24 protein-coding genes are annotated in these 24,779 nt (G+C 51.2%); 7 read left to right on the forward strand and 17 right to left on the reverse strand.

Features of this window, described 5'->3' with window-relative positions:
- The 13 genes from B157_RS39480 to B157_RS0130295 all read right to left on the reverse strand — a co-directional run.
- The coding region (locus B157_RS39480; RefSeq protein WP_041951829.1) for a hypothetical protein at window positions 1–219 on the reverse strand (219 nt) is incomplete at its 3' end.
- Window positions 220–440: 221 nt separating this feature from the next.
- Window positions 441–1,172, reverse strand: a complete 732-nt coding sequence (locus B157_RS0130235; RefSeq protein WP_020607043.1) for a hypothetical protein — start codon at window positions 1,170–1,172, stop codon at window positions 441–443.
- Window positions 1,173–1,485: 313 nt separating this feature from the next.
- On the reverse strand, window positions 1,486–1,812 hold the full coding sequence (locus B157_RS0130240) for a hypothetical protein (RefSeq protein WP_020607044.1): 327 nt from the start codon (window positions 1,810–1,812) through the stop codon (window positions 1,486–1,488).
- Window positions 1,813–1,823: 11 nt separating this feature from the next.
- Window positions 1,824–2,030, reverse strand: coding sequence for a hypothetical protein (locus B157_RS0130245; protein WP_020607045.1), 207 nt, complete (start codon window positions 2,028–2,030; stop codon window positions 1,824–1,826).
- A gap of 24 nt (window positions 2,031–2,054) precedes the next feature.
- Complete coding sequence (locus B157_RS0130250; protein ID WP_041952355.1) at window positions 2,055–2,657, reverse strand: hypothetical protein; 603 nt, start codon at window positions 2,655–2,657, stop codon at window positions 2,055–2,057.
- A 68-nt stretch (window positions 2,658–2,725) separates the two neighbouring features.
- Window positions 2,726–3,031, reverse strand: a complete 306-nt coding sequence (locus tag B157_RS0130255) for a hypothetical protein (RefSeq protein ID WP_020607047.1) — start codon at window positions 3,029–3,031, stop codon at window positions 2,726–2,728.
- A gap of 53 nt (window positions 3,032–3,084) precedes the next feature.
- Complete coding sequence (locus tag B157_RS0130260; protein ID WP_020607048.1) at window positions 3,085–3,351, reverse strand: hypothetical protein; 267 nt, start codon at window positions 3,349–3,351, stop codon at window positions 3,085–3,087.
- Between the two features lie 62 nt (window positions 3,352–3,413).
- The gene (locus B157_RS0130265) at window positions 3,414–3,857 is read right to left on the reverse strand and encodes a hypothetical protein (RefSeq protein WP_026309070.1); all 444 of its coding nucleotides are present in this window, start codon (window positions 3,855–3,857) and stop codon (window positions 3,414–3,416) included.
- Window positions 3,858–3,871: 14 nt separating this feature from the next.
- Window positions 3,872–4,477, reverse strand: coding sequence for a YbjP/YqhG family protein (locus B157_RS39955; protein WP_245565347.1), 606 nt, complete (start codon window positions 4,475–4,477; stop codon window positions 3,872–3,874).
- 61 nt (window positions 4,478–4,538) lie between these two features.
- Window positions 4,539–7,352 (reverse strand): T9SS type A sorting domain-containing protein, encoded by a 2,814-nt coding sequence (locus tag B157_RS39960; RefSeq protein WP_245565355.1) that lies wholly within the window; start codon window positions 7,350–7,352, stop codon window positions 4,539–4,541.
- Between the two features lie 12 nt (window positions 7,353–7,364).
- Window positions 7,365–7,727: a hypothetical protein gene (locus B157_RS0130285; protein ID WP_020607052.1), complete on the reverse strand. Its 363-nt coding sequence runs from the start codon at window positions 7,725–7,727 to the stop codon at window positions 7,365–7,367.
- A gap of 32 nt (window positions 7,728–7,759) precedes the next feature.
- On the reverse strand, window positions 7,760–8,032 hold the full coding sequence (locus tag B157_RS0130290; protein WP_020607053.1) for a hypothetical protein: 273 nt from the start codon (window positions 8,030–8,032) through the stop codon (window positions 7,760–7,762).
- Window positions 8,026–8,238 (reverse strand): hypothetical protein, encoded by a 213-nt coding sequence (locus B157_RS0130295; RefSeq protein WP_020607054.1) that lies wholly within the window; start codon window positions 8,236–8,238, stop codon window positions 8,026–8,028. The genes B157_RS0130290 and B157_RS0130295 overlap by 7 nt, the downstream gene beginning before the upstream one ends.
- A 344-nt stretch (window positions 8,239–8,582) precedes the next feature.
- Here B157_RS0130295 and B157_RS0130300 point away from each other — a divergent pair, with 344 nt between their 5' ends.
- On the forward strand, window positions 8,583–9,464 hold the full coding sequence (locus B157_RS0130300; protein WP_157618640.1) for a hypothetical protein: 882 nt from the start codon (window positions 8,583–8,585) through the stop codon (window positions 9,462–9,464).
- Window positions 9,465–9,521: 57 nt separating this feature from the next.
- On the opposite strand, the gene B157_RS0130305 is transcribed toward B157_RS0130300, so the two are convergent.
- The gene (locus B157_RS0130305) at window positions 9,522–12,710 is read right to left on the reverse strand and encodes a two-component regulator propeller domain-containing protein (RefSeq protein WP_020607056.1); all 3,189 of its coding nucleotides are present in this window, start codon (window positions 12,708–12,710) and stop codon (window positions 9,522–9,524) included.
- 173 nt (window positions 12,711–12,883) lie between these two features.
- Here B157_RS0130305 and B157_RS0130310 point away from each other — a divergent pair, with 173 nt between their 5' ends.
- The gene (locus B157_RS0130310; protein WP_020607057.1) at window positions 12,884–14,128 is read left to right on the forward strand and encodes a histidine kinase; all 1,245 of its coding nucleotides are present in this window, start codon (window positions 12,884–12,886) and stop codon (window positions 14,126–14,128) included.
- Window positions 14,125–14,865 carry a LytR/AlgR family response regulator transcription factor gene (locus B157_RS0130315; RefSeq protein ID WP_020607058.1) on the forward strand — a complete coding sequence of 247 codons (741 nt, stop codon included), beginning with the start codon at window positions 14,125–14,127 and terminating at the stop codon, window positions 14,863–14,865. Before B157_RS0130310 ends, B157_RS0130315 begins: the two co-directional genes overlap by 4 nt.
- A gap of 272 nt (window positions 14,866–15,137) precedes the next feature.
- On the opposite strand, the gene B157_RS0130320 is transcribed toward B157_RS0130315, so the two are convergent.
- Together B157_RS0130320 and B157_RS0130325 are read right to left on the reverse strand one after the other, a co-directional pair.
- Window positions 15,138–18,248, reverse strand: coding sequence for an efflux RND transporter permease subunit (locus tag B157_RS0130320; RefSeq protein ID WP_026309071.1), 3,111 nt, complete (start codon window positions 18,246–18,248; stop codon window positions 15,138–15,140).
- 89 nt (window positions 18,249–18,337) lie between these two features.
- On the reverse strand, window positions 18,338–19,459 hold the full coding sequence (locus tag B157_RS0130325) for an efflux RND transporter periplasmic adaptor subunit (RefSeq protein ID WP_026309072.1): 1,122 nt from the start codon (window positions 19,457–19,459) through the stop codon (window positions 18,338–18,340).
- A gap of 222 nt (window positions 19,460–19,681) precedes the next feature.
- Between B157_RS0130325 and B157_RS38670 the strand changes: the two genes are divergently transcribed.
- Window positions 19,682–20,026, forward strand: coding sequence for a hypothetical protein (locus B157_RS38670; RefSeq protein ID WP_157618641.1), 345 nt, complete (start codon window positions 19,682–19,684; stop codon window positions 20,024–20,026).
- A gap of 50 nt (window positions 20,027–20,076) precedes the next feature.
- Here the strand turns inward: B157_RS38670 and B157_RS0130340 are convergent, their stop codons facing one another.
- Entirely contained in the window at window positions 20,077–20,769 is a 693-nt protein-coding gene (locus tag B157_RS0130340; protein WP_020607063.1) for a TetR/AcrR family transcriptional regulator, read from the reverse strand.
- A 116-nt stretch (window positions 20,770–20,885) separates the two neighbouring features.
- Here B157_RS0130340 and B157_RS0130345 point away from each other — a divergent pair, with 116 nt between their 5' ends.
- The 3 genes from B157_RS0130345 to B157_RS0130355 are packed head-to-tail and all read left to right on the forward strand — an operon-like array spanning window position 20,886 to window position 24,762.
- On the forward strand, window positions 20,886–21,887 hold the full coding sequence (locus B157_RS0130345) for an ABC transporter transmembrane domain-containing protein (RefSeq protein WP_020607064.1): 1,002 nt from the start codon (window positions 20,886–20,888) through the stop codon (window positions 21,885–21,887).
- Window positions 21,888–21,937: 50 nt separating this feature from the next.
- Window positions 21,938–23,296 (forward strand): HlyD family secretion protein, encoded by a 1,359-nt coding sequence (locus tag B157_RS0130350; protein ID WP_020607065.1) that lies wholly within the window; start codon window positions 21,938–21,940, stop codon window positions 23,294–23,296.
- A complete protein-coding gene (locus tag B157_RS0130355; RefSeq protein WP_026309073.1) occupies window positions 23,293–24,762 on the forward strand; it encodes a TolC family protein in 1,470 nt (489 codons plus the stop codon). The genes B157_RS0130350 and B157_RS0130355 overlap by 4 nt, the downstream gene beginning before the upstream one ends.
- Window positions 24,763–24,779 lie beyond the last annotated feature (17 nt).

A 24,779-nucleotide genomic window follows, 5' to 3' on the forward strand; every position in this document is an offset into this window, starting at 1 on the left:
TAGGGCTCGATTCATCGAAGCGAAGTCTAGGTACTCTTCGAAGTGCAGCCGCATGGTGTTTTCAGCATACTGATCACTGTGGCGAGCCAGTTGTAGAAAATTGATCCGGTGACGAACACTGAGAAAAAGCATGAGTATGTGGGCAACAAATTGGCGACGAGGCTTGGTCAAATCAGGTAAGCTGGCTACTATTGTAGTTAGCAAGGCAAGTCTTTGCATAAAGGCGTTGTTAGGCTTTGGAGGTCAGAGACCCAAAACTAACACGCCTTTTTACTCTTCTAAAATTGACGAACCATTGTACTATAGGACCTTGTAGTAATGGAATTAAGTAGAATTCGAAATTTACAATTTCGGTGCTGTAAGGATTTGTGGGTTTTCACAAGAATGTGCCGCACCCATACAGCGCAACTGCCGAACAACCTGGAATTGTTGCTTTCTCTTCACTTAGCACCCGCTTTGGATAGATACGGATCGAGGCTTATTTCATTAATTGAGCTTTGATTAATAGAATAAAAGACTCGGTTTAAGGCCTTTATTTGCTGGTTCACGTTGTGAATCATCGAATCGGCATTCGCGTATACCTTTACGGAATCGGTGGCCATGAGTCTTCCGGACGTCGTCATGTAATCATAAATGTCGATTTGAACGCCCTTGTGATCGTTGAATAGACGAAGGTTATTGGTCGCGTTTTCTTCTAAGTTAAACACGGCTAATATGGAGGCATGTAAAGTGGTAAATAAAGCGACCGTTACAAACAGAAACCGGGTACTTTGACCGGTATTTGCCCACCCCCGATTGGCAATAAAGGCGAGTAAACCCGCCAGCATAAGGGTCATAATCAAACTACAGCCGACAACACCGATGTACGCTACGTAAAAACGGACAAGCCGCATTTTGAAGAAGTCTTTTTTATTCTGAAGGAAAAAATACTGATTCTGGAAAATCTGGGTACGAAAGCTGGAAAGATGGGGATATTGCTGGCGAATTTCCAATTCCATCAAACTATCGGCCTGTTGAAAGGGCTTCAGGTATTCGGCCTCTGCGCGGTGCTCAGCAGCCGTATAAATGGTAAAAAAACAGACAACATTCAATGAGATACAGACTGCAATAATGATTGCCTGTTTAACTAATTGATTAAGTGTAGGCCACCAGATAATCAGTTTTGCCGCCATTCTGATTCATTCAGTTGATCATTGGAAGATAGCAAATTATTGAGGTATGCACTGCCGTATATTTAGCTAACGGTTGTTGCCGGCCCTCTGCCTGGCAGGCGGTTAACCGGGCTACTCAATCAGACTATAAACAGCTCTTAATCGTTTGCCAGACCTTCATCTGCCTTACTTGACCAGACCTGACAAGCTTGATTACTGCCCGGTAATTATAGTTTGACCGTCGGCTTTTGCCTGGGGCATCGTAGCGAAGTAAGGCTTCCAAGCGGCTAACGAGTTGTAAGTAATGAAAACGGATTTTCTATAGCAGTATCCGTCAGGCTGTATCCGGTTTTTTACCCGAATAGACCGTCATTGTCTGGTCGTTGAACAGATAATACCCATCTCCCGCCAGTTTGTCGTTTATCACCTGCTGACCGATAAGCCGGAGGATGGCTTCACGCTGCGGGAGGGATGTTTTTGTCCGGGCCTCCCAATATCGGGGTTCGGGAATGCCAATATCGGCCACGGCAGGCGGTATAGCCAGCTCATACCACATATCGAACGTAGTTTCGGGGCTGGCGTAGTGAATCGTGCCACTGCGTCCGTCTTCGGTGTAGCTTATCTGCAGGCTGGGTTCGGCGTTTAGGTCGGTGTCGGGCATAAACAGCTGTTTTAAAACGTGTGTTTAGCCCAGAAATAGCCGCCGACAAATGCCAGAACGAAGCCAATCGGGCCGAAAACGAACAGGCTGGTCATACTCGCTTCAACACTCCGGTCGTGCCCGTTGGACGAAAATTTACCAATAAAGTAGTAGCTCAGTAATGCGGCAAGGACGTAACCTGCCAGACCAATGAGGAATCCGATGCCTGCGTATTTCATGCGTTTTGGTTGATTTGGCAGGTTTTATAATTGAACTATCGGTAATGTCAGTTTGGCTATTTCGTTGACCAGGAGTGGCTTCTCCGCTTTCAATCGAGTCAGAAATGGCGTAATCTCCGACCCGTATTTGCGGATACTGACGGCGAACAACAGGATGCCGCGCTGACCCGATTTGGCCCTGACGGATTGGAATCGATACACGTTCCGCTCTACCAGATTATCCCGCTCAGTTGCGGCCTGGTTACCGATCAGGCAGTCGATGATTTTTTCGCCCGTAGTGGGGTTCCTAATCACTTCGTAGTTGACGATAGGACAGGACCGTTTCAGAATATCCAATTCGCGAAGTTTGGTGTCAACGGCCTGGTCTATACCCGATTCGGTGACCATAAAGTCGACGCCAACCATCGACTTGTATTTTGGGAAATTATCACCGACGGTCAGGTACTCCTGTTTGTACAGCGAGGCATCTGGGTGGGCCGACCAGGCTAATTGATAGACCTTTTTCTGAATAATGACTGAGGGCTGAATGCCGAGAAAATTCGTGACGGGTTTCTTAGCCTGCCCGTAACCTGGTCCCGACAGGGAGAGTAGCGTTAGTAAGCCCATAAGGCATAGATTGGTTGACATGATGCTGTTAGTAAGGGGTTTGTAATTGAGTGAAAACGTTTGACCGGCGTTACGCATTAGCTTGTTTTTCAGGTAAGTCCGATTGTTTTTAAGGCCCAGTTTTCTTTGAGTTCTGAAAATAATCCGTCCATCCATTCCGGGTCCTGCGCTGCCTGCTGCCCCGTGTATCCTTCTGCTATCATGAAGGTGTCCAGTACAAACTGAAGCGTATCTTCATTCGCGTAGTCGGCTCCGTAAGCGGTATCGGCCCAAAAAGGAGACAGGTGAACATCCCCGTTTTTGGTCACGAAAAGAATGTGTGAATCCTGGTTATCATCGACACTGCCAATGAGCTGACATAGTTGGTCGAGGGTAGGAAACTGGTCCAGGTTCATAGTCGTTTGGGTTTAGTTGACTTTGATACCAGTTAGGCCGCTACCCTAACGGCCTAGTGGGCACTGATGTAGCGAAGTAGCAACAGGAGTGATATAACGAGCAGTAAGGCTACGATTTTTGTCCATTGATAGGGTACCCAGTTCAGCCCGGCCAACACTAGCAACAGAAAAACGCCGATTCCTTTCAGGGCGACTTCCTGCTCACTACCCCCGGCATCATTGGCCGAGTTCGCCTTTTGCAGCAACGCCCAGATGGTAAAGACACCATATATACCGATGAGCAGCCAGTTGATACCGCTGAGGATTTTAATGACAGACATCTTGATAGTAAGTGGTTTAGACTGAGTGCAGGCCATGCCGCTACCCGGTCGGTAAGTGTTCGTTAATCCCGATGTTGCCACGGCCCATATTTTTCCTGAAGGTCAGCAACCCGGCGGATGTCGCAGCCGAAAAGGAAAATTCGACTTCGTCTGTCGTACAGGCCACCAAACGGTATTTTATCTTCCCCGTATTTTATGCCCCTCGCGTCGAGTTCTGTTAGCAACGCCTGTTTCTGGATTTTATCCGTCACGAAGCCAATCAGGTGCCTGTTCGCCGTTTTATCGCCGGTTATGGCAGCAAAGGCGTGGGCAACGGCTTCTGATTCGGTCTGAAAACAGCGCAGGTTGTCGCGTACCCCACGTTCGGTGTAGAACCACACGAACAAATTTCCGTCGTGGTATAAGCCGTAGCCTTCACCAATAATTCGGTTTCCGATGGCGTAGCTGTCAGGGTAGCAATGCGCAGTCATCCAGTCGTCGAGCTCCCTGATTGTCGATGGCTCCATAGTCTTTCCTGTTTTTATTCCTGACTCTGGTTCAGGATTTCGTCGATCAGCCAGTGTCCGTTTTGGCGTACCAGTCGAAATTCGTAGGCGTCCAAGAGCGTAAACCCGACTATCGCCTGCCCGTTCGTGATGGTTACCTTTCCCATCGTCAGCGACCTGAGCGAGGCAAGCTGCTTATCGACGTCTTGATTCAGCATGACCAAATCGAACTCAAACCCGCCGGGTGGTCCTTCGTATTGCGGGTGTAGCCGAAAGGCCGCATCACGTTCCCTGAAAAACGTTCGCCATCGGTCCAGGTACCCATTGGTCAGCCGGTGGCTGCTGTCGAGATAGGTCAGGTACCGCTCTCCATTTTTCAGGTTGACCGAGTAGGGCTGTCCCGCCCGCTGATTGACCAGCAGTATCCGGTTGGCTGCCAGACAGTGTTTTTTATACCAGACCAGAAAGTTGATAACCGTTTGCCGCGCATCCCGTGCACTTACGCTGTCGATGACCGAACTGGACCGGGCGTTAGCCATGCCCCTGGTCGGATTATACGGCCTTGTTCGATTGGGGGCGGTCCCCGTTGGGACGATCCACATCAGATTGCCCAGCATCAATATTATCAGTAGCGGCTTCATATTGCGTTCTGTGAACGGTTTATACATCGAAAGGCAGTAGAAATTAAGTTACTTCGTGCGACTAGTCGTTTTTCAGAATACGTACTGTTCGGGTCTGACTGCCCGTACTAACCCGCAGTAGCAATATCCCCGCCGGTTGGTTCAACACATCGAAATCATACCGATCCGTCCGGTGAGCCTGCCCGGTACGGTGCTGCCCAACTACGTATCCCGCCATGTTGGTCAGCGACAAACTCAGCGTAGCTCCTTCAACTCCCGTCACCTCAACGCCTACCGTATGTTCCACCGGGTTGCCCAGCACCCTTACGGTCAGTTCAGTCTCTGGTTCGGCTCCCAGCCGGGCGTTCCCATTACCACAGGCGGCTAACCAGTTGTAGGTAAAGCTGGCTTCACCAGCAGTACCGCTTTGGGTAGCTTTGAGGGTGATAACCGGGTTGTCCGTGTATACCGACAGGGTATAGGGGCCGGGACTGGTGGTGGGCAGCATTTCGTTGAGCACCGAAAAGGTGATGGCCTGACCGTTGGTACCGGTGTAGGTCGGGATGAAACTAAGCGACCGGTTAGTAGGCGAAACCGCTGCACAGTTCACTAATGTTACACCCGCTATGGCAAAGTTGCCGGAGGGTGGGGGTGGACTACCGCCACAGGTGGCTAACCAGTTGTAGGTAAAGCTGGCTTCACCAGCGGTACCGCTTTGGGTAGCTTTGAGGGTGATAACCGGGTTGTCCGTGTATACCGACAGGGTGTAGGGGCCGGGACTGGTGGTAGGCAGCATTTCGTTGAGCACCGAAAAGGTGATGGACTGACCGTTGGTGCCGGTGTAGGTCGGGGTGAAACTAAGCGACCGGTTAGTAGGCGAAACCGCTGCACAGTTCACTAATGTTACACCCGCTATGGCAAAGTTGCCGGAGGGTGGGGGAACATTGCCATCATCGGGGGAGGTGATAATATAGGCGCCATCCCCAACCGAAACGAACAAACCATTGGCATGACCGATGCCGTTTAGTTTGAAGCCATCGGTGCCCGTTATTCGTTTAGTCCAGTCCGTGCCATTGGTGGAGGTGAAGATTTCACCATTTTCCCCGGTGGTCACGAACTGGCTATTCCCAAATGTAATATCATTGATGGCTAAACCAGTGAACGGTACACCAGTCGTCCAGGTAATACCATCAGCCGACTTGGTTATGGCACCAGCAGCCCCCACCGCCATATACATTCCATTGCCGTACACTACGCTATTCAACTGGGTAGCAGTACCGGAGGTGCGGGGTGTCCAGACTGCGCCATCCGTCGACGTACCAATGCTCCCCTGATAACCGACTGCTACAAATTGTCCCTGCGCGTAGATAATGCCACTGTAAAGGTTGGTTGACTGAGTGAATGCATCCGTCCAGGTTGTTCCGTTGGTAGAGCGTACGGTAAGCCCAGCCCCGATGGCTACGTACTGCCCTCCCCCGTAAGCAATACCATTGAGCGTTGCTCCGAGTGACGAGTATTGAGTGAACCATAAGGTACCATCCACAGAGGTTTGGATGATTGCGTTAGTCCCAACGGCCACAAACTGACCGTTGCCAAAAACGACATCGCGAAATCCTCCGGCAGTTCCTATAAAAGGGTCGGTGGAACTCAACGAATAGTTGATGCCATCCGTCGAGTAGGCGGCAGCGGTACCGATGGCCGGGTGATTTCCAAACGGGTACCCCCCTACGGCCACGTAATGACCGTTACCGTAGGCGGCTGCTTTAAATTCCAGGTCAGGCGTTATAGTTAGTGGATGCCAGGCCGTTCCGTTGGTCGACGAGCGGATAGTCCCTGACTCCCCCATCGCAATAAACTGCCCATTAACGTAGCCCACTCCGTACAACCTCAGTTGAGTACCGGAATAGGTAAGGGACCAGGTTATGCCATCGGGGGAGGTGAGCACTTCATTACTATGATTGGATACCGCCACAAACTGTCCCGTTGCCAGATTACAGGCTACGCCACCCAGCAGGTCGCCAAAGCCGGGTGCTGACCGGACTGTCCAGGTTATGCCATCCATTGACGTAACGATAGCACTACTAAAACCAACAGCGACAAAAATCCCGCTTTTGCCAACGGTAACCGAAGTTAGGGCTGAGCTTGTCCCCGATGTTCTGGCTGTCCAGATAATGCCATTGGGGGTCGTTCGGATGAGACCCTGATAACCGACAATCACAAACTGTCCGCCCCCGTAGGTAACGCCCAAAAAATTACTGGTTGTACCGGTTGTTTGAGTAGTCCAGTTTACGCCATCCGTTGAGGTGATGGCCGTACCCCCATAACCCACCGCCATAAACTGGCCTCCGCCGTAGGTGACACGGACCAAAAACTTGTCCGTACCGGAAACCTGAGGAGTCCACGTCAGGCCGTCCGTTGAGGTGCGCACAGTACCATTTTCACCCACCGCCACAAACTTACCGGCGGCATAGACAATACCATACAAACTTGCCGAACCAGGGTCGGCGAGTACCGTTGTCCAGGGAATACCATCATCCGAAGTTCGGATAATCTCACCGCCTTCGCCCCCTACGGCTACGTATCTACCCGCTCCATAAGCGACATCTGCGAGGGGCTGGGCTGGTGTTTGAGGTCGGTTTGTCCAGTTGATCTGGGCGTTAGCTGCCAAAACCGACAGCAGCATAAGGCCGCTGACGAATAGCCGATGCCGCCACCTGCTGGAGGCCACCTGTTTTCCGTACTCACCGGGTCGGATGATATTAAATCGCTCCGACCCAAGGTTGGCAGACCGTTTCAGGAGATTGTTCATGCACAGAAATGAGTAGATAAGTGACTGGAAGAAAGCAGGATAAACGGGCAGGGCAGCCCACATTGGAGCTTTAAATAGAGCCTTCATAACGGGGTTGGTTTATACGTCAAAAGGCAGCTCGTATTCTTTGCTGATGACTTTCGAGCTACGGGTTTTTACTGATACCCTTACTTTGAGGGGCGAGCCGAGAATCAGATAGATCTTAACAAACTGGTTCTCATGCACCAGCCACGACTTGTCTTCCAGCAGGTAATCCGTTACGCCCGCCTTAGTAGCCTGATAGGCCCAGCGTTCAACAACGTCTGGCTCAACGTTGACGATGTTGCCCATATAAATTAGCTGAATGCCGGGCAGCGACCGGTTGCCCAGTTCGGGGCAGTCGATAACCTTAATAGATAGGGAAGAATTGTCTTCGAGGTCTTTGACGGACCATTCGTCGATTACTGTTTTTTCGTTCACCATGGTATAGCTTGGTTTTTGTTAACTGCATAAGTTTATAAACTACTGATTACAAGCTTCCACATCCAACCTGTTCCTACCACCACTATGCCCCAGAGCAGGCCGTTACCAAGAACAACCAGGGCAGTACCGGCAAATGAGAACAAGCCCAGTTTCTCATTGTCGATTGGAAAGGACAGCAGGAATTCAGCTACTTTTTGCCAGGGTTTGGGCTTGCCAAAATAAACGAGAAATGGAAACGTAGCCAGCAGTACCAGCGCGTACAGTAAGCCGAAACCAGCTACCTGTACCGCAAACCGGATTAACATTGGTCGCGCTGGGATGCGCTCGTATCTAGTTGTTTTCGGTACTCGATCCATTGGGTACCGAAAATAGCTCCCAGCAACCCCAGCGCGGCACCCAGTAAATCGCCGTGATGCAGGTGCTGGGTAACGGGATGTAGTCTGGCAAGAATTCCGATAGCCAGAACGCCAAAAAGTACTGTCGCTGATTTGCAGATAAGTAGTTTTATCATGATCGAAGGTGGGTAAATGATGATGCAAACGTATTGGGAAATGCCTGGTCCGACCAGCCCCAACGTATAACTGGTAGTTTTGGCCTAATAACCGCCAGACTTGAGTTGATTTTGGGTTGATACAGAAGCAAAGCGTGCGTATAAGTACGCCCCTACGCGCGGTAGGGCGTACTTATACGCACGCTTGCAGAGAGAATGTTCACCTCATCTGCGCGTTAGGGGTCAGGGTTAGCGGGTTATGGACGCAAAGTATCCGGGTATTGATTGCCGCTTGGTGGTGGCTGGTCAGTCTCTCAACTTTGCTTCATAAATCAAATCCATCATAGCCAAAAACACAGATACGAATGAGCACCTTAGTTAGAAAGATTACCAAAGTTGTTGGGTTGATGCTGTCAATCAGCTTCGTTTCCTGTCAGGATAACAGGATGGTCTCCCCTGAGTCGGTGCCTGTGCAGACCGCATCGGCCCGGGAAGCGATCAACCCGGGCGTACCCCAGAAATACACTCTGACGAAACACGGTCAGGCCAACCTGACGTATTATGGCGATGGCCGGCTGCAAAAAGTGACTTACGGCCGCGGCCCAGTGCCCAATCAGTATAGTTACGTCTATTATTCATACGGCCCTCAGTGGATTAAAGCGACTTACTATGCAGGCAGCACCGTGGTTCATGAAGAGCTGTACTCAGTCGATGCGAATGGACGTTGCGTTGAATCCAAACAAACGGAATACGTCTTTTACAGTTTTGGCACGGAGACTTATACAAGCCGCTATTTGTACCAGTATAATGCCCTGGGCCAGGTGAAAAGCCGCACGAACAAAGACCACCCATCCGAGCATACCGATTACCTATTCAATGCGGCAGGGGATTTGAGCAAAGCAACCTTAACTAAACTATATGGCCAGGGTAGTAACGAAATTACCTTTACCTATGACCAGCCGGCTGGTGATCCTATTTTGCTGGACCGCTATCCGCTCAACTCGGCCCTGGCTGACTTTCCCGACCCTTATCTTAAAATATTTGGAAAGTCCGGCAAACACTTGATGAAGCTGGTGACATCGAGGAAAATGCCTGAAAATCAGGTGCAGCTTACCTACTACTACACGTACCTGCTTAACCTGAATGGCTACGTAACGGAAGCAAAAGAGTTCAATGTAGCGAATGCCACTCTGGTTTCTACAAAACCCTACGAGTATCTGGTTACCGACATTGGGGTCCATCCATAGCCGGTGTCTGGGTGCTATATTACGAAAAGGGGCCTGGACATTGAGCCAGGCCCCTTTTTATACCAGCCTTGTAGGAAGTGGAATTACTACGGTGGTACCGGTTGGCCGATTTTGGGCATCTACCGTGTCAATGACCATGATGCGGGTTTCCTTACCATCGCGCTGGCTGATGAGATTCAACCGCTCCTGGGTTACCTGAAGCCCCATGCTTTTGTGCGACGATGCCATTTTACTTTTTAGTTCAGCCGCTTTTTTTCGTCCCACTCCGTCATCTTCTACCCGGCATTCCAGCCCCTCACCAGCGGGCGTTATGCGAACTGAAATTTGACCCCGGCCCTGTTTGTGCGCCATGCCGTGAAGAATCGAATTTTCGACATACGGCTGAATAATCATGGGCGGAATCGACACGCTTTCCTGATCAATGGCGGGGTCGGTGTCGATAAAAAAGTCGAATGTATTATCGAATCGAAGTTGTTCCAGTTCCAGGTACAGGTGAAGCTGATCGAGTTCGCTGGCGAGCGTTACCCATTCCTGCCGGGAGTTTTCGAGGATGAGCCGCATGAGCCGGGAGAATTTTACCAGGTAGTGGTCTGCATTGTCGCTGTCATGCTGAAGTATGAATAACCTGATGGAATTCAGTGAGTTGTACAGGAAATGCGGGTTCATTTGCGACCGAAGTGCTTTCATCTCCGACGCGGCAATCCGCTCGCGGAGGTCGCTCTTCTCGTGTTGCTCCCGCACAAATCGGTTTTCGCGCCAGCGGGCTATCAGTACCATACTGGTAACGAACAGGGCCAAAACTCCAAACCGAAACCACCACCGCTGCCAGAAAGGGGGCGTAATACGAACCGACAACCGGTAACCCTGCCGATTCCAGACGCCGTCATTATTGGACCCTATTATGTGGAGTATATAGTCACCGGGCGGCACGTTGGTATAGCTGGCAAAGGGCCGGTTGCCCACCTTGTTCCAGCGGTCTTCGAACCCGTCCAGCCGGTAAGCAAACTGGTTCCCTGCCGGATTGTCAAAACTCAGCGCGGCCATATCGAAGGCAAAACTGTTCTGAACGTGTCGCAGCACAACAGGAAGTGGATGCTCGACCGGACCGCGCAGAAACTCCCGTCCATCAACCCGAAATGAGGTTAGGAAAATAGGGGGTACCAGTCGGTTCAGCCGCATGGCCCGGGGTTGAACCGACACCACTCCCCGCGAATTGCCTATATAAATTCGTCCGGTGGTGTCACGCGTAATGGCATCAGACCCAAACTCGGCGGGGGGCAGTCCGTCGTCATCATCAAAAGCGGTTATCCGCAGTAGGCGGGTGTTTATAAAGGCCAGTCCCCGGCTGGTGCTTACCCACAGCGTATCGCCCGTGGTCAGCACCGATGAGATGTCGTTGCTGGGCAGACCATGTTGGGTAGTAAACGTTCGGAAGCGGCCGCTCCGCTCATCCAGACGGGCCAATCCGTTGTCGGTAGCCATCCAGATGTACCCGGCAGCATCCTCGGCAAAGCCCGTAACTCCTTCGTCGGGCAGTGTGTTGGGATTGTTTTCATCGTGTGTATACTGAGTCAGCAGCTGCCAGTCTGGACTGATTTTATAGACGGGGCCAAAACCGCCGACCCATAAATTGTCGTGGCGGTCGAGATACAGGATATTATAATTTTTGCCGGGGAGTTTCCGGATATACTCGTCGGTAAACCGATTACTAAACGTGTTGGTGCGGGGATCGTAGATTGTCAACTTATCGCTGGTACCGATAAAAATACGCCCATCCCGGCTCTCGATGATGGAAAATACCTGATCGCCCGCCACAAAATCACGTTGGGCGCCACGAGTCTTGTCGGGTGAAACAAGGCAGGGAATCCGCAAAAATCGATTATTGATGAGGTCGAAACGGGTCAGTCCACCCCCGCCCGCCCACACTACTCCCCGCCGGTCGGCCAATACGGTATACAGAAAATCAGTGCCCAGGCTATTAGGGTCTTTCGGATTATGGCGGTGCTGACTGAACGTCCGCGTTTTTGGATCAATCTGAAGCAGGCCTTCGTGGGTAGCTACCCAAAGCTCATTTTTTTTGCCGACTGACAGTTTAAGGGCGGCCAAACCCAATGATGAAGCAGGCCGATAGCCAACTTCATCGAATACCAGGTGAAACTTTTCGATTGTTGGGTTGGTCCAGTTTATGCCCACGTCGTCGGTAACAATCCAGACCAGCCCGTTCCGGTCTTCAAACAACCCTTTCACGCAGTTACAGCCTAAACTTCTCGGATTTAGCTCTTCACTCAAATAGGCGGTAAACGTGTTGGTGACGGGGTTGTACTGATGCAGCCCACCACTACCCAAGCCTACCCATAACGCCCCGGTTGTAGTGTACAGCAGCGAAGCCACCGCCTGATTACCAGCCAGCAGCGGTAACCGCCGAAACGCGCCGGTAGCTTGGTCGAGCAGGGCTACAAACCCATTGTTCGTCCCCACAACCAGCTCGTTCGTGTGCGGATTTTTGGCCAGAGCCGCTACGTAGTCGCCGGGAAGTGAACTCGGGGTAGATTCCTGGTGGCGAAAGGTCCGAACGTGATTGGTACGCCAGTTATAGGCATATAGCCCGGCCTGCGTACCAACCCAGATCGTGGGGCCGTTAATCAGCAGCGAACGAATTGTGTTGGCATCGGCCCGGCCTGCAGCATCTGCCGGAATGCGCAGATGCCGGGCCTGGCCGGAAACCGGGTCGAAACGAACCAGGCCATCCTTCGTGCCACACCACAGGATGCCATCAGGCGTTTCGGCCAGTTTGCTGACGATGTTGCCATTGGCCCCGAATCGCTCAAACGAATGCCGCCGAAATGACTGCACGGCCGGGTCGTAGCGGTCGAGACCTCGCTGGGTACCGACCCAAAGCGTGCCATTTCGAGCGGTCAACACCGACCGCACCACCCGGTGCGACAGCGATTGTGGATTACCCGCCTGGCGGGTGAAGTTGCGACAGTTCCGCCCGTCGAACCGGGTCAGTCCTTTCACCGTTCCAATCCATATAAAACCGGATCTGTCCTGTGTGATGGCCGTCGTAAAGTTGTCGGCCAATCCCTCCCGCAACGTCAGGTGCTGAAACCAGCGGGTAGGCGGGGGCGTCGAAATTTCAGTCGCAACAGGGGGGGAGGGCGCGGCTGGCTGAGCCAAAAGTAACCCTGGCCAGCTATTCAGCAGCCCGTTCAGTAACACGGGATAGAGAAAAAAGCGTGGGTTCAAATCAATGATGCGCCGGGCGTTACAATGCTGTTAATGAGGAGGAAACAAGTGGCAACGAATGACCAATAATAGTCTTTTTTCGTTAGTTATCGAGTGAAAATCACCGGGTATTCAGTTTATCTTTACAAGTATACTCCATTTGGCGTAGTTGCTTCGTTGATTTATGCTGATACATGGGACGACTGAACAAACGAGTTAACCCGGCGATACGCCAACGGAGTGCGCTGCTGGACGAACTGGAAGCTGAGAAAGCGGTAAACTACTTCGCTACTTCGCTCATTACGCAGTCAACCATTCAGCAGGTGCTCTGGGATGTGGTGCGAAACTGCATCAGTCGGCTCAATTTCGTGGATTGTGTCATCTACTGGCTCGATCAGGAGCGGGGCGTACTGGTACAGAAAGCTGCTTATGGTCCTAAAAACCCCGAAGCAGACCTGATTCTACAGCCCATCGAGATTACACTGGGGACCGGAATTGTTGGTACTGTAGCCGCCACCGGAAAAGCGGAACGTATTGGCGATACATCGGTAGACAGCCGTTACATTCAGGACGATTGTGCCCGCCCGTCCGAAATTACCATTCCTATTCTTCTGGATGGAAACGTGGTGGGTATTATCGACGCGGAACACCCGGAACCTTATTTTTTTACGCTCCAGCACCTCCGGATTTTGACGACGGTGGCAACTATATGTGCCCAAAAAATAAATCATGTGATCACGGAACAGGCCTTCCGGCAAGCCGAACGGCAGTTGATGGAGACCAACAAACGGGTGGCTGAAACCAAACTGCTGGCCCTTCGTATGCAGATGAATCCGCATTTCATCTTCAACAGTCTCAACTCGATTAATAGCCTTATCTTACAAAATGAAACCGATAGTGCGTCCACCCTGCTCACCAAATTCTCCCGGCTGATGCGGCAGATACTGGACAACGCCCGAACGGAGTGGGTTTCATTGCGAAGCGAACTAAAAGCATTACAGATTTACGTTGAACTGGAGCAACTACGTTACGACAATTGCTTCGAGGTCAGCTTTCAGGTAAGTGACGCCCTCGACCAGGACCTGATTCGGGTGCCACCGCTGATTACCCAACCTTACGTGGAAAACGCCATCTGGCACGGATTGCTGCCAAAAAAAGAGGGTATTCGCCGGCTACTGATTATCTGTCGGAAAGAAACAAACCGATTGATTATCGAGATTGTCGACAATGGAATTGGTCGGGAAGCCTCGTCCCGTTTACGCCAGCAACCATTGACCAATCACAAAGGGTATGGGGTGAATCTGATTGAAGAGCGTCTGCGGCTCATGAACGAAATGTATGATGTTGACGGAGCGATTACCTATACGGATCGATACCAAAAAAGCGGGCTACCGGCTGGTACCTGCGTGAATTTCACCCTAAAACTACCTGCTTCATGACGGCGATTCTGGTTGACGACGAAAAGCACTGTCGCGATGTGCTGGCCTTACTTTTAGCCAGACACTGTCCGCAAATCACACTACTGGCTGCCTGCGCCGACGGCCCGGCAAGCCTGGAAGCCATTGAGAACCACCAGCCCGACCTGCTTTTTCTGGACATCGAGATGCCAGGCATGAGCGGGTTCGATCTGCTCAGCATGTGCCGTAATCCCAGCTTTCGGGTCATATTTACAACGGCTTACAACGAGTATGCCATTCAGGCCATTCGCCACAATGCGCTCGACTATATACTGAAGCCAGTGGATAAAGATGAACTACGGCAGGCCGTAGCGAAGGCTGCAGAAACCCTGACGGTCAGGCCGGGGGCTTCTATCAGTGCGTTTGTCGCGTACCTGAACCACCAGAAAACCGGCGACCGGATTGCGCTGCCCACGATGGAAGGCTTACAGATTTTGACCAGTGAGGAGATTTGCTATTGTGAATCGGACGGGGGCTACACGCATTTTTTTCTGACCAACGGGAAAGCTATTTTGATTTCCAAGACCCTGAAAGAAGTGGAGGAGGTACTCGAAAGCAAAGGCTTTTGCCGGGTTCATCACGGCTTTCTGATTAATGTGCGATACGTTCAGAAATACATCCGGGGCGACGGGGGCGAAGTGATTATGGCTAATAACAAAAACATTCCTGTATCACGAAACAAAAAACAGGAGTTTTTGAACCTGCTGGAGCGGATATAAGGTAAACATACCCGGTGTTGACGCTTTTTGAGACGGGATATACAGCCGCCATCAGGCAAAAAAGATAGTGTTCAATACAAAAGAGCTACGCTCAGAATGGACCGGCGCAGCTCTTTTTTTGACGATTTTATTAGCACATGATGGTGAGCAGATTACATGAATTGACTAACGGGCATCAGTAAGAAATTTCTACTACTTACCCGGTTAGCCTCTAAAAAGGCCCGCCCTGATTCATTCCGTATCGTGCTGATTAGACCAACCGTCTTAATCCTTTAAACCGGTACGGCTAACTGTTCCGGTTGCGACTCGCTATCCGGTTTTGGCTCCTCCGGCTTTATATCCTTCCGGCGGCTCATGTAGGTATAAATAACCGGTACAACATACAACGTCAGTATCAGCGAGAATAATAACCCGCCAACAATAACGATACCCAGCGGTACCCGGCTTTTGGAAGCAGAACCCAGCGCCAGTGCCAGCGGCAGCGCACCGAAGGCCGCCACCAGGGTGGTCATCAGGATAGGGCGCAGGCGTAGCGCAGCCGACTCGGCGGCTGCTTCAAATTTATTCTTCCCGATCAACCGCTGCTCGTTGGCAAACTCCACAATCAGGATACCGTTTTTGGTAACCAGACCAACCAGCATGATAATACCGATCTGGCTGAAAATATTCAGTGTCTGGTTGAACATCCAGAGCGAGAACACGGCTCCGGCCAGTGCCAGGGGAACCGTAATCATGATGATGAGCGGGTCGATAAACGAATCGAACTGGGCCGCCAGAATCAGATAAACCAGAATCAGGGCCAGCCCGAACGCAAACAGGGTATTACCGGAACTCTCGGCGTAATCACGCGATGGGCCAGACAGGGACGTCTGAAAACTTTGGTCCAGTACCCGGTCGGCAATGGCTTTCATGGCCGTAACGCCGTCACCAACGGTTTTGCCGGGAGCCAGACCGGCTGATACGGTGGCAGACTTGAAGCGGTTGTAGTGGTATACCTGTGGCGGACTGCTCACTTCCTGAAACTTCACCAGGTTGTCCAGCTGAATCAACTGACCCTGGTTGGAGCGGACGTAGAGCGAGGCCAAATCCACCGGGGCATCTCGGTCGGCGCGGTCTACCTGACCAATAACCTGATACTGTTTGCCATCCTTCAGGAAGTACGCCAATCGGCGGTTGCTAAGGGCTAGTTGCAGCGTTTGGGCTACATCCTGCACCGAAATGCCCAGGTTGGTCGCTTTCTCGCGGTCGATGCTGATGTTAATTTCGGGTTTATTGAATTTAAGGTCAACGTCGGAATTCTCGAACGTAGGGTCTTTCTGCACTTCCTCCAGAAACGTCGGCAGTTTTTCGCGCAGTTTCTCGAAATTCAGGTTCTGAACCACAAACTGAATCGGTAGTCCTCCGCCCCGTCCTACCTGAATGGTTTGGTCCTGGGTGGCAAACATCTTGGCCTCATTGAAGTTTTTGAGGTTTTTATTCAGGTAGTCCACAATCGTCTGCTGTGATCGTTTTCGCTCGTCGGGCTCAAACATATTGACGATGACGAATGACGAGTTGACCGCTCCTGCCCCCGTGAAACCGGGCGCCACCACGCTGAAGGCCAGCTTTGATTCGGGTATTGAGTCGAGCACGAAATTCATGACCCGGTCGGTTACGGCGGCCTGCGGTTCATAGCTTGTGCCTTCGGGCGAGGTAATCACTACGCGGGTTCGGCTGCGGTCTTCCAGTGGGGCCAGTTCGGATTTCAGGAAGGAGCCTATGCCGAAAATAAGTAACATACACGCGCCAATCATCGCCAGTGCGTACCACCGCCGATTCATAAAACTGGTCAGCGATGATCGGTAGGTGGTATCCATCCAGTTAAAAAACGGTTCGGTTTTCTGGTAAAACCACGACCGCCCGTGTTTTTTGCTGGTTAGTTTTACGCTCAATACAGGTGTGAGGGTTAGGGACACGAACGCGGAGATCAGAACGGCTCCTGCTACCACAATCCCAAATTCCCGAAACAAGCGGCCTACGAATCCCTGTAGAAAAATAATGGGCAAAAACACGACGGCCAGCGTAATGGAGGTAGCGATGACGGCAAAGAAAATTTCGTTGGCCCCTTCCCGTGCGGCCTTGTTGACCTCCATGCCCCCTTCAATCTTCTTGTAGATATTTTCGGTCACCACAATACCGTCGTCTACCACGAGTCCCGTTGCCAGCACGATACCCAGTAAGGTGAGTACATTGATACTGAAGTCGGCCAGGTACATGATGAAAAAGGCCCCGATGAGCGATACCGGAATGTCGATGAGTGGTCGGAACGCAATGAGCCAGTCGCGGAAGAAGAAATAGATAACCAGCACCACCAGCACAAATGAAATAATCAACGTTTCGCCCACTTCTTCAATGGCCCGCCGGATGAACCGGGTACGGTCCAGTCCAACGCTCGCAATGATGTCGTCGGGTAAGTCGCCTTTTACCTGGGCAAACCGTTTATCAAACTCATCAGCAATCTTTACGTAGTTGGCACCGGGCTGGGGAGTTAAGGCCAGAATTACGCCCACCGCTCCGTTTTGCTTGGAGATGGTTTCTTCGTTCTCGGCACCGATAATGGCGTAGCCAACATTCTTCAGCCGAACAATCTGATTGCTCGTCTGCCGGATAATGAGGTTGTTGAAGTCATCTTCAGTTTTGAGTCGGCCAACGGCTTTTACCGTAAGTTCGGTGGTGTTGCCGTACACTTTTCCGCCGGGGAGTTCCACGTTTTGGGCGCTCAGGGCAGCCTGAATGTCCTGGGTAGTCAGCTTATACGCCGATAATTTGATTGGGTCAATCCAGAGCCGCATGGCCTGCCGCTTCAGGCCGTAAATATTTACCTGGCTAATGCCGGGGATGGTCTGAAACCGCTCCTGAAGTACATTTTCCGCATAGTCTGATAACTCCATCGGGTTGCGGGTGGTACTCTGCACGTTCATGAAGAGAATCGGCTCGGAGTTGGCATCCGCTTTGGTCACTACGGGCGGGGAGTCTATGTCCTGCGGGAGTTGCCGCTGGGCCTGCGCCACCTTATCGCGCACGTCGTTGGCTGCCTGTTCCAGGTTCGCGTCGAGGTTGAACTCAACGGTAATCGTACTGGCTCCCAGGGCGCTATTGGAGGAGATGGTCCGAATACCTTCGATACTATTCAGTGATTTTTCGATAGGCTCGGTAATCTGCGACTCGATAATTTCGGGGTTGGCACCCGTATAGTTCGTCCGCACCGAAATAACCGGCGGGTCAATGGCCGGGTATTCGCGCACACCCAGAAAGGTAAAACCAATAATGCCGAACAACACGATGATAATCGACATTACCATCGCAAACACGGGCCGGCTCAAACTTAATTCGGGAAGACTCATAATGAGTTTGATGTTTTTTGTTTGATGTTTGACGGTTGCTACCACAGGTTGGCTGTTGCCGGAGTAACAATAAACGCCAAACGTCAACCTTAGTTTGTTGCCACTTTCGCTTCTGATGGCGGTAGGGTTATCATACCGCCAATTTTAACGGGTGAATCGGGTTTTAAAAACAGTAGCCCTGTTGTGGCCACGGTATCGCCCCGGCTCAAGCCCTCCAGCACCTGAACGGTACCCTCGGTGCGAAGCCCAATTTTTATATCGGTAAATTTAGCTTTGCCATTTTTAATAACAACTACCTGGTTGCTACGGGTTTGTGGAATCACTGCCTGCGTGGGTACGACCAGGCTCTGCTCATTTTGCACCGTTAGTGTGACCCGGGCAAATGTACCGGGCCGGTACTGTAGGGAGGTATTGCTAACCCGCGCCCGGATGCGCAGGTTACGGGTTTGCTCTTCTACCCCCGGCTCAATGGCATACACAATACCCTGACTTGGATTGTTGGCCCCGTCTACTAAAAACAAAATCTTGCTCCCGTTATGTACGAAAGGGCCGTATTTTTCGGGAATCGAAAAGTCCAGTTTAAGCGATGTTACCTGTTGAAGGCGGGCAATCAGCGTGCTGGGCGATACAACGGCTCCTGAGCTTACATTACGCAAACCGATAATACCCGAAAACGGGGCACGAATTTCCGTTCGCTGTAGGTTCGCTTTTACCAAATCAATATCGGCCAGTGATGACCGCAGATTGGTGGTGACAATATCGTATTCCTGCTGACTGATACCCCCCCGATCCAGCAATTGTTTATTCCGCTCCTCGGTGCGCCGGGCGTTATCGGCCTGCGCCTGGAGCTTCTGGAGCTGCGCCCGTAAATCGGCATCGAACAATTTTACCAATAAAGCACCTTTGGCTACTGGTTGCCCTTCCCGAATATTGAGTTGGGTAATCCGGGCAGAAATTTCGGGGTAGATATCGACCTGTTCGGCCGCCAGCAGGGACCCGCTGGATACTATATCTTCCTGCAGGCGTTTTGAGATCACCACAAAACCATTGACGGACGTTGGGCCGCCCCCTCTCGCGCCCCCTGGACCCCCTTTAGCCCCCCCGCCTGACGCCTTACCTTCAGCACCAGGTGCCGGGTGTAATACTTTATTGTACACAATTATCCCGCCCACCACAAGGACGACGAGAACGATAGCAATCCATCTTTTCACAGAAACGTATTTTATACTGAGGAACTTGTCAATTAAAGTAGAACAGCCTTTTTTGTTACTTCCACAAAGCTATCACTGTTGGCGTTCATATCCACTACAGTCGTCTCCGACTGGGCCTTTTTCGGCTCCGAATGCCCATAAAACAGGGCTGACTCCCTTTTCTCCGTTGAAAACAGCAAGGGAAGGAATTTGATTGTATAAGAACTGCTAACCTGTAAAACGATGACAGTTGAGGACTACATTACTAAGCAAACGCCCGAAGTGGGGGCTATTTCGCGTTGGCTGCAACAAATTATCCACTATGCTGCGTCCGGTGTTCGGGAAGAGGTGGTGCCGTTTTATACCTACCGGAAACAGCCTCTGTGTTACCTGAACGTTCTCAAAACGACCCAAAAAGATCAGCCCATACGGGTTGACCTTTTTGGGTCGTTTTGGATGGTAATGACCTTCCCGACGAGGCCGGGTTGCTCCAGAGCCGGGGGCGGAGAAGGATCAAGTCAATTGGTATCGAAAAGGAGGCTGACTGGGACGAGGACCTCATCAGAACTTACGTACAGGAAGCCCTGATATTGATTGAGAAGAAATACGTTCCACGGGATTAACAGAACATCCTGCTTTTACACCGCATCCAGCGACGAGAACAGCAGATGACGCATAAAGTCCAGCAGTTTATTCATGGCTTCCGGTTCACTGGAGTCAGCTTGCTTAAAATCGGTGAGCGACGGGAGGTTTTGCATGAAAAATGACTGATAATGACTTGTCTCAATGAGTGAACTGGCTTTGGAGTGCGCGTAAGGATAATCTGGGCGGTAGGCCAGAATGATGTCGGCAATGCGTTGGCAAAGATCTTTGTAGGGCTTAAAAAGTTGCTGGCGGTTGTCTTCCGTAACATGGTGGGTTAGGTATACTTTACTGGCTTCGCGGATAACCGTGCTGTGCAGAGCCCGTATGTCCATATCGTCGCTGAATGAATCATCGAGGTCGAGCAGAAGCAACAGGCGTAGTAGTTTTTCCAACTTTTCGCGTGGGCTGGTAAGGTTGTTCGTCTGAAAAACAAGCTGAAAATCGACCCATTGCCAGTACCAGGCTACCAGATACACCAATAGCCGATGCTTATTCTCAAAATACCGGTAAATGCTGGCTTCCTTCGTATTAATGCGTTCGGCCAGTTTCCGGAAGGTAGCCTCCTCAAAGCCAACGTCATTGAATAATAAAATGCCCTGACGAATAATGCGCCTGCCTAAATCAGAACTCTCCGGCTCACGCAGAAACAGCCGCTCGTTCATCCGAATATGTACCGAATACTCCATCTATTGCCTACCTGATCCGTTTAACAAAATGTGATGTGACAAAGTAAACAAACTTTCGGCCATAATAGTTATATTTGCGTAAATGATAGTATTACTATCAGGTAAATGAATTGACTATGGCTGTTCTCCAAACACTTTCTCCCCCTCCTTCGCCCGTTCAGCGGCTGATTCAGTTACTGACCAATGAAAAGAAAGATATTGGCTATATTTATTTGTATGCACTGGTAACTGGCCTTATTAGCCTGTCGTTGCCACTGGGTATTCAGGCGGTGTTCAACCTGGTATCCGGCGGGGTCATCTTCAGTTCGGTGTATTTGCTGATTGGGGTGGTTATTTTGGGCGTTCTGATAACGGGGCTGCTCCTGGTGGCCCAAATGACGCTGGTGGAGGTATTGCAGCAGCGCATTTTCGTGAAGGCAGCCTTTGAGTTTACATACCGACTTCCCCGTATTCAGCCCGATGCCTTCTCCGGTTATTACCCACCCGAGTTGATGAACCGTTTTTTCGATGTGTTAACCATTCAGAAAGGGTTACCCAAACTCCTGATTGACTTGACGAGTGCGGCTGTACAAATAGTTTTTGGGCTTATTCTGCTTTCTGCTTACCATCCCATTTTTGTTGGCTTTGGCGCGTTTATCGTCCTGGTTATTTTTATTATCAGTCGGTTATATGGGCCGGGGGGCATTCGCACCAGCCTGGAGGAGTCGAAATACAAATACAAAGTAGTAGCCTGGCTCGAAGAAATGGCCGGTGATTTGCCCGCGTATCGCTACCAGCAAAGCAAAACAGAAACGATCAATAAAATGGATGATCTGGTAGCCGGTTATATCCTCCATCGAAACCGTCATTTCAACGTGTTAAAGCGTTTTTTTTATAGTGCTGTGGCGTTCAAAACCGTTGTAACGGGTGGGTTGCTTATTCTGGGTACAACGCTGGTAGTGGGGCGGCAGATGTCGTTGGGGCAGTTTGTGGCTGCTGAGCTGATTATCGTTCTCATTACCAGTTCAGTCGATAAGCTGATGTCGGGTATCGACACCGTATTTGACATGCTCACCGCCGTTGAAAAAATAGGTTACGTAACCGATCTGCCTTTGGAAGAAACGGATACCATAACGTAAACATACTGGTGCAATCAGGCTATTGCTCATTTTACATTCTTCATTAAAAAATGCTCAACATATCGAACCACCGGGTAAACGACGAGATATTTCAGAATTACCCACTCAAAACACTCCGGGCTATGCCAACGCTGCAAAGTGGTCGGAAGCTGGGGCGGTGGATGTTATTTTTTCTGTTTTTTGGTCTGGTAGTCATGTTTTTGCCTTGGCAGCAAAATATTCATGGTGAGGGTAAGTTAACAGCCCTCACTCCTCAGGACCGGCCGCAAACGATTCAGAACGCCATTGCCGGTCGTATTGAGCGCTGGGTGGTGCGGGATGGCGATTTCGTGAAGAAAGGCGATACCCTGCTCGTTATTTCTGACATAAAAGATGAGTATTTCGACCCGAATCTGTCCCAGCGGCTGGATGAGCAGGTAGACGCCAAAAGGGGCAGCCAGCAAGCCACCGTAGCCAAAATTCAGGCGTTGGATGGACAGATAAGCGCCCTCAGAACGGGGGTGTCCGTCAAACTTAATGCGGCTCGAAATAAGGTGAAACAGAGTGAATTTAAAGTGATGGCCGATGAAGCCGACCTTGAAGCCGCTCGCAAAAATTATCAGATTGCGCTCGACCGGCTCGACCGTTTTGAGAAAGGGTACCAGGGCGGCCTGTTCTCCCTCACCGACCTGGAAGCCCGGCGCCTGAAAGTTCAGGAAGATAAAGCAAAACTGGTATCTCAGGAGAACAAACTGAACGTGTCCCGGCAGGAATTACTGAACGCCCGGCTCGACCTGGACACTATTGAGGCCGACTTTCAGGAAAAACTGGCCAAAGCGCAGTCCGACCGGAGTTCGGCGGTGTCTTACCGGGCCGAAGCCGACGGAGAGATTGCCAAACTGCGCAACAAAATCAGTAGTGTCGATGTTCGGCGTGGACTGTATGTGGTGCGTGCTCCGCAGGATGGTTACGTAGTGCAGCCGATCAAAGCGGGTATTGGCGAAACCATCAAAGAAGGCGAACCCATTGCTACGCTTCAGCCTGCCAACCCGCAACTGGCCGTTGAGTTATACGTCCGGGCTATGGATGTGCCCCTCATTCAAACGGGCCGAACGGTCCGTATCCAGTTTGATGGCTGGCCGGCTATCCAGTTTTCGGGCTGGCCAACGGTATCCGTTGGCACCTTTGGCGGACAGGTTGCCGTCATCGACGCCACGAGCAGTACCAGTGGCACCTACCGGCTCCTGGTGCGGCCGCTGGTGCAGAAGGGCGATCAACCCTGGCCCACTCAGTTACGGGTTGGCTCGGGGGTGTATGGGTGGGTTATGCTGGATGATGTACCGGTTTGGTATGAACTCTGGCGGCAGCTTAATGGCTTCCCGCCCAGCCTGCAGGAAGAACCAAAAGAAGAAAAAGGAGCGAAAAAATGAAAGGATTTATCGTTTGTAGTTTGTGGTTTGTGGCTCTGCGTGTGGTGGCAAACCCAACCCCAACAGACCCGCAGTCCGGACTATCTCCTGACATAATGGGTGGAGTGCTGCAACCCGACACGTCCGTTTTTACGGCTTCGGTGTTTTACGAATTGATCCGGCAAAACCACCCGCTGGTGAAACAGGCCGGTTTATTTGGCGAAGAAGCCCGGCAGCTATTGATCCAGGCACGGGGCGCCTTTGATCCTAAACTTGTATCGACCTACGACCGTAAAGAGTTTGGCAATGATTTGTATTATGACCATTGGCAAAACAAATTAGCCGTACCGCTCTGGCTGGCCGGTATTGATCTTACGGTATCCTATAACCGCAATAACGGCCGCTATATCAACCCCGAAGAGCGTACACCCTCATCGGGCCTGAGTGGTATCGGTCTGACGGTTCCCATTGGGCAGGGTTTGCTGATCGATGCCCGTCGAAACGCCGTTCGGCAGGCCGGATTGATGCAGAATCTGGCTGAAGCAGATCGCATCAAACAGGTAAATAAAACCCTGTTTGATGCGGCTAAAACGTATTGGGAGTGGTTCCTGGCCCACCGTCAGCAGCTGTTGTTGGCAGAGGGGTACGAATTAGCCAATCGCCGGTTCCGGGCATTGCGTGAGCGGGCACTGCTGGGCGATGCGGCTATTATAGATACGACCGAAGCGCTGATTACGGTGCAGGACCGACTGGTACAACGGCAGCAGGCCAATGTAGAAGAGCAAAACGCCCGTTTGCGGGTCAGCACCTTTTTATGGAATATCAATGGTCAGCCCGTTGAACTACCCAACGAAGCAAGGCCGCAGGAGGCTTCGCTCATGCTCCCTGGTGAAAGTACGCTTCAGTTGTTGCTTGACCAGGCAAATAGTCAACATCCAGACCTGTTGAAATTAGCCGTAAAAAATCAGCAGTTAGTGTTAGAGGAGCGCTTTCGACGCGCTATGGTCCAGCCCCAAATTACGCTCAGTGCCAGCCTGCTGAGCGAGACTCCCACCGTAGACACTGGCTACGACTGGGGTAGTTACTATTCGTTTCGCCCCCAGAATCACAAAATAGGCCTGGACTTTGTTTTTCCGCTTTTTTTGCGGAAAGAGCGGGGGAAACTCCGTGAAGTTCAGGTGAAAAATGAGCAGGTAATACTGGAACAGCAGCAAACGGGGCGCCTGATTAATAACACCTTGCAAATGGCTTATAATCAGTTACGTGTACTGGCTGACCAGACTGGTGTTCAGCAACAGACGATTCAGAATCAGCAAAAACTGCTGACGGCCGAGCAGCAGAAATTTGACCTGGGAGAAAGTTCGCTGTTTCTGGTCAATGCCCGCGAAACCAAACTGATCGACTTGCGCCTGAAGGGTGAAGAGCTGAAAACAAAGTATCAGAAAGCCCTGGCGGAACTATACTTTGCCGCCGGTACGTCGTTGTAACCCGCTCCGGGGTTATC

It is taken from the genome of Spirosoma spitsbergense DSM 19989 (genome assembly GCF_000374085.1).
GTDB lineage: Bacteria > Bacteroidota > Bacteroidia > Cytophagales > Spirosomataceae > Spirosoma > Spirosoma spitsbergense.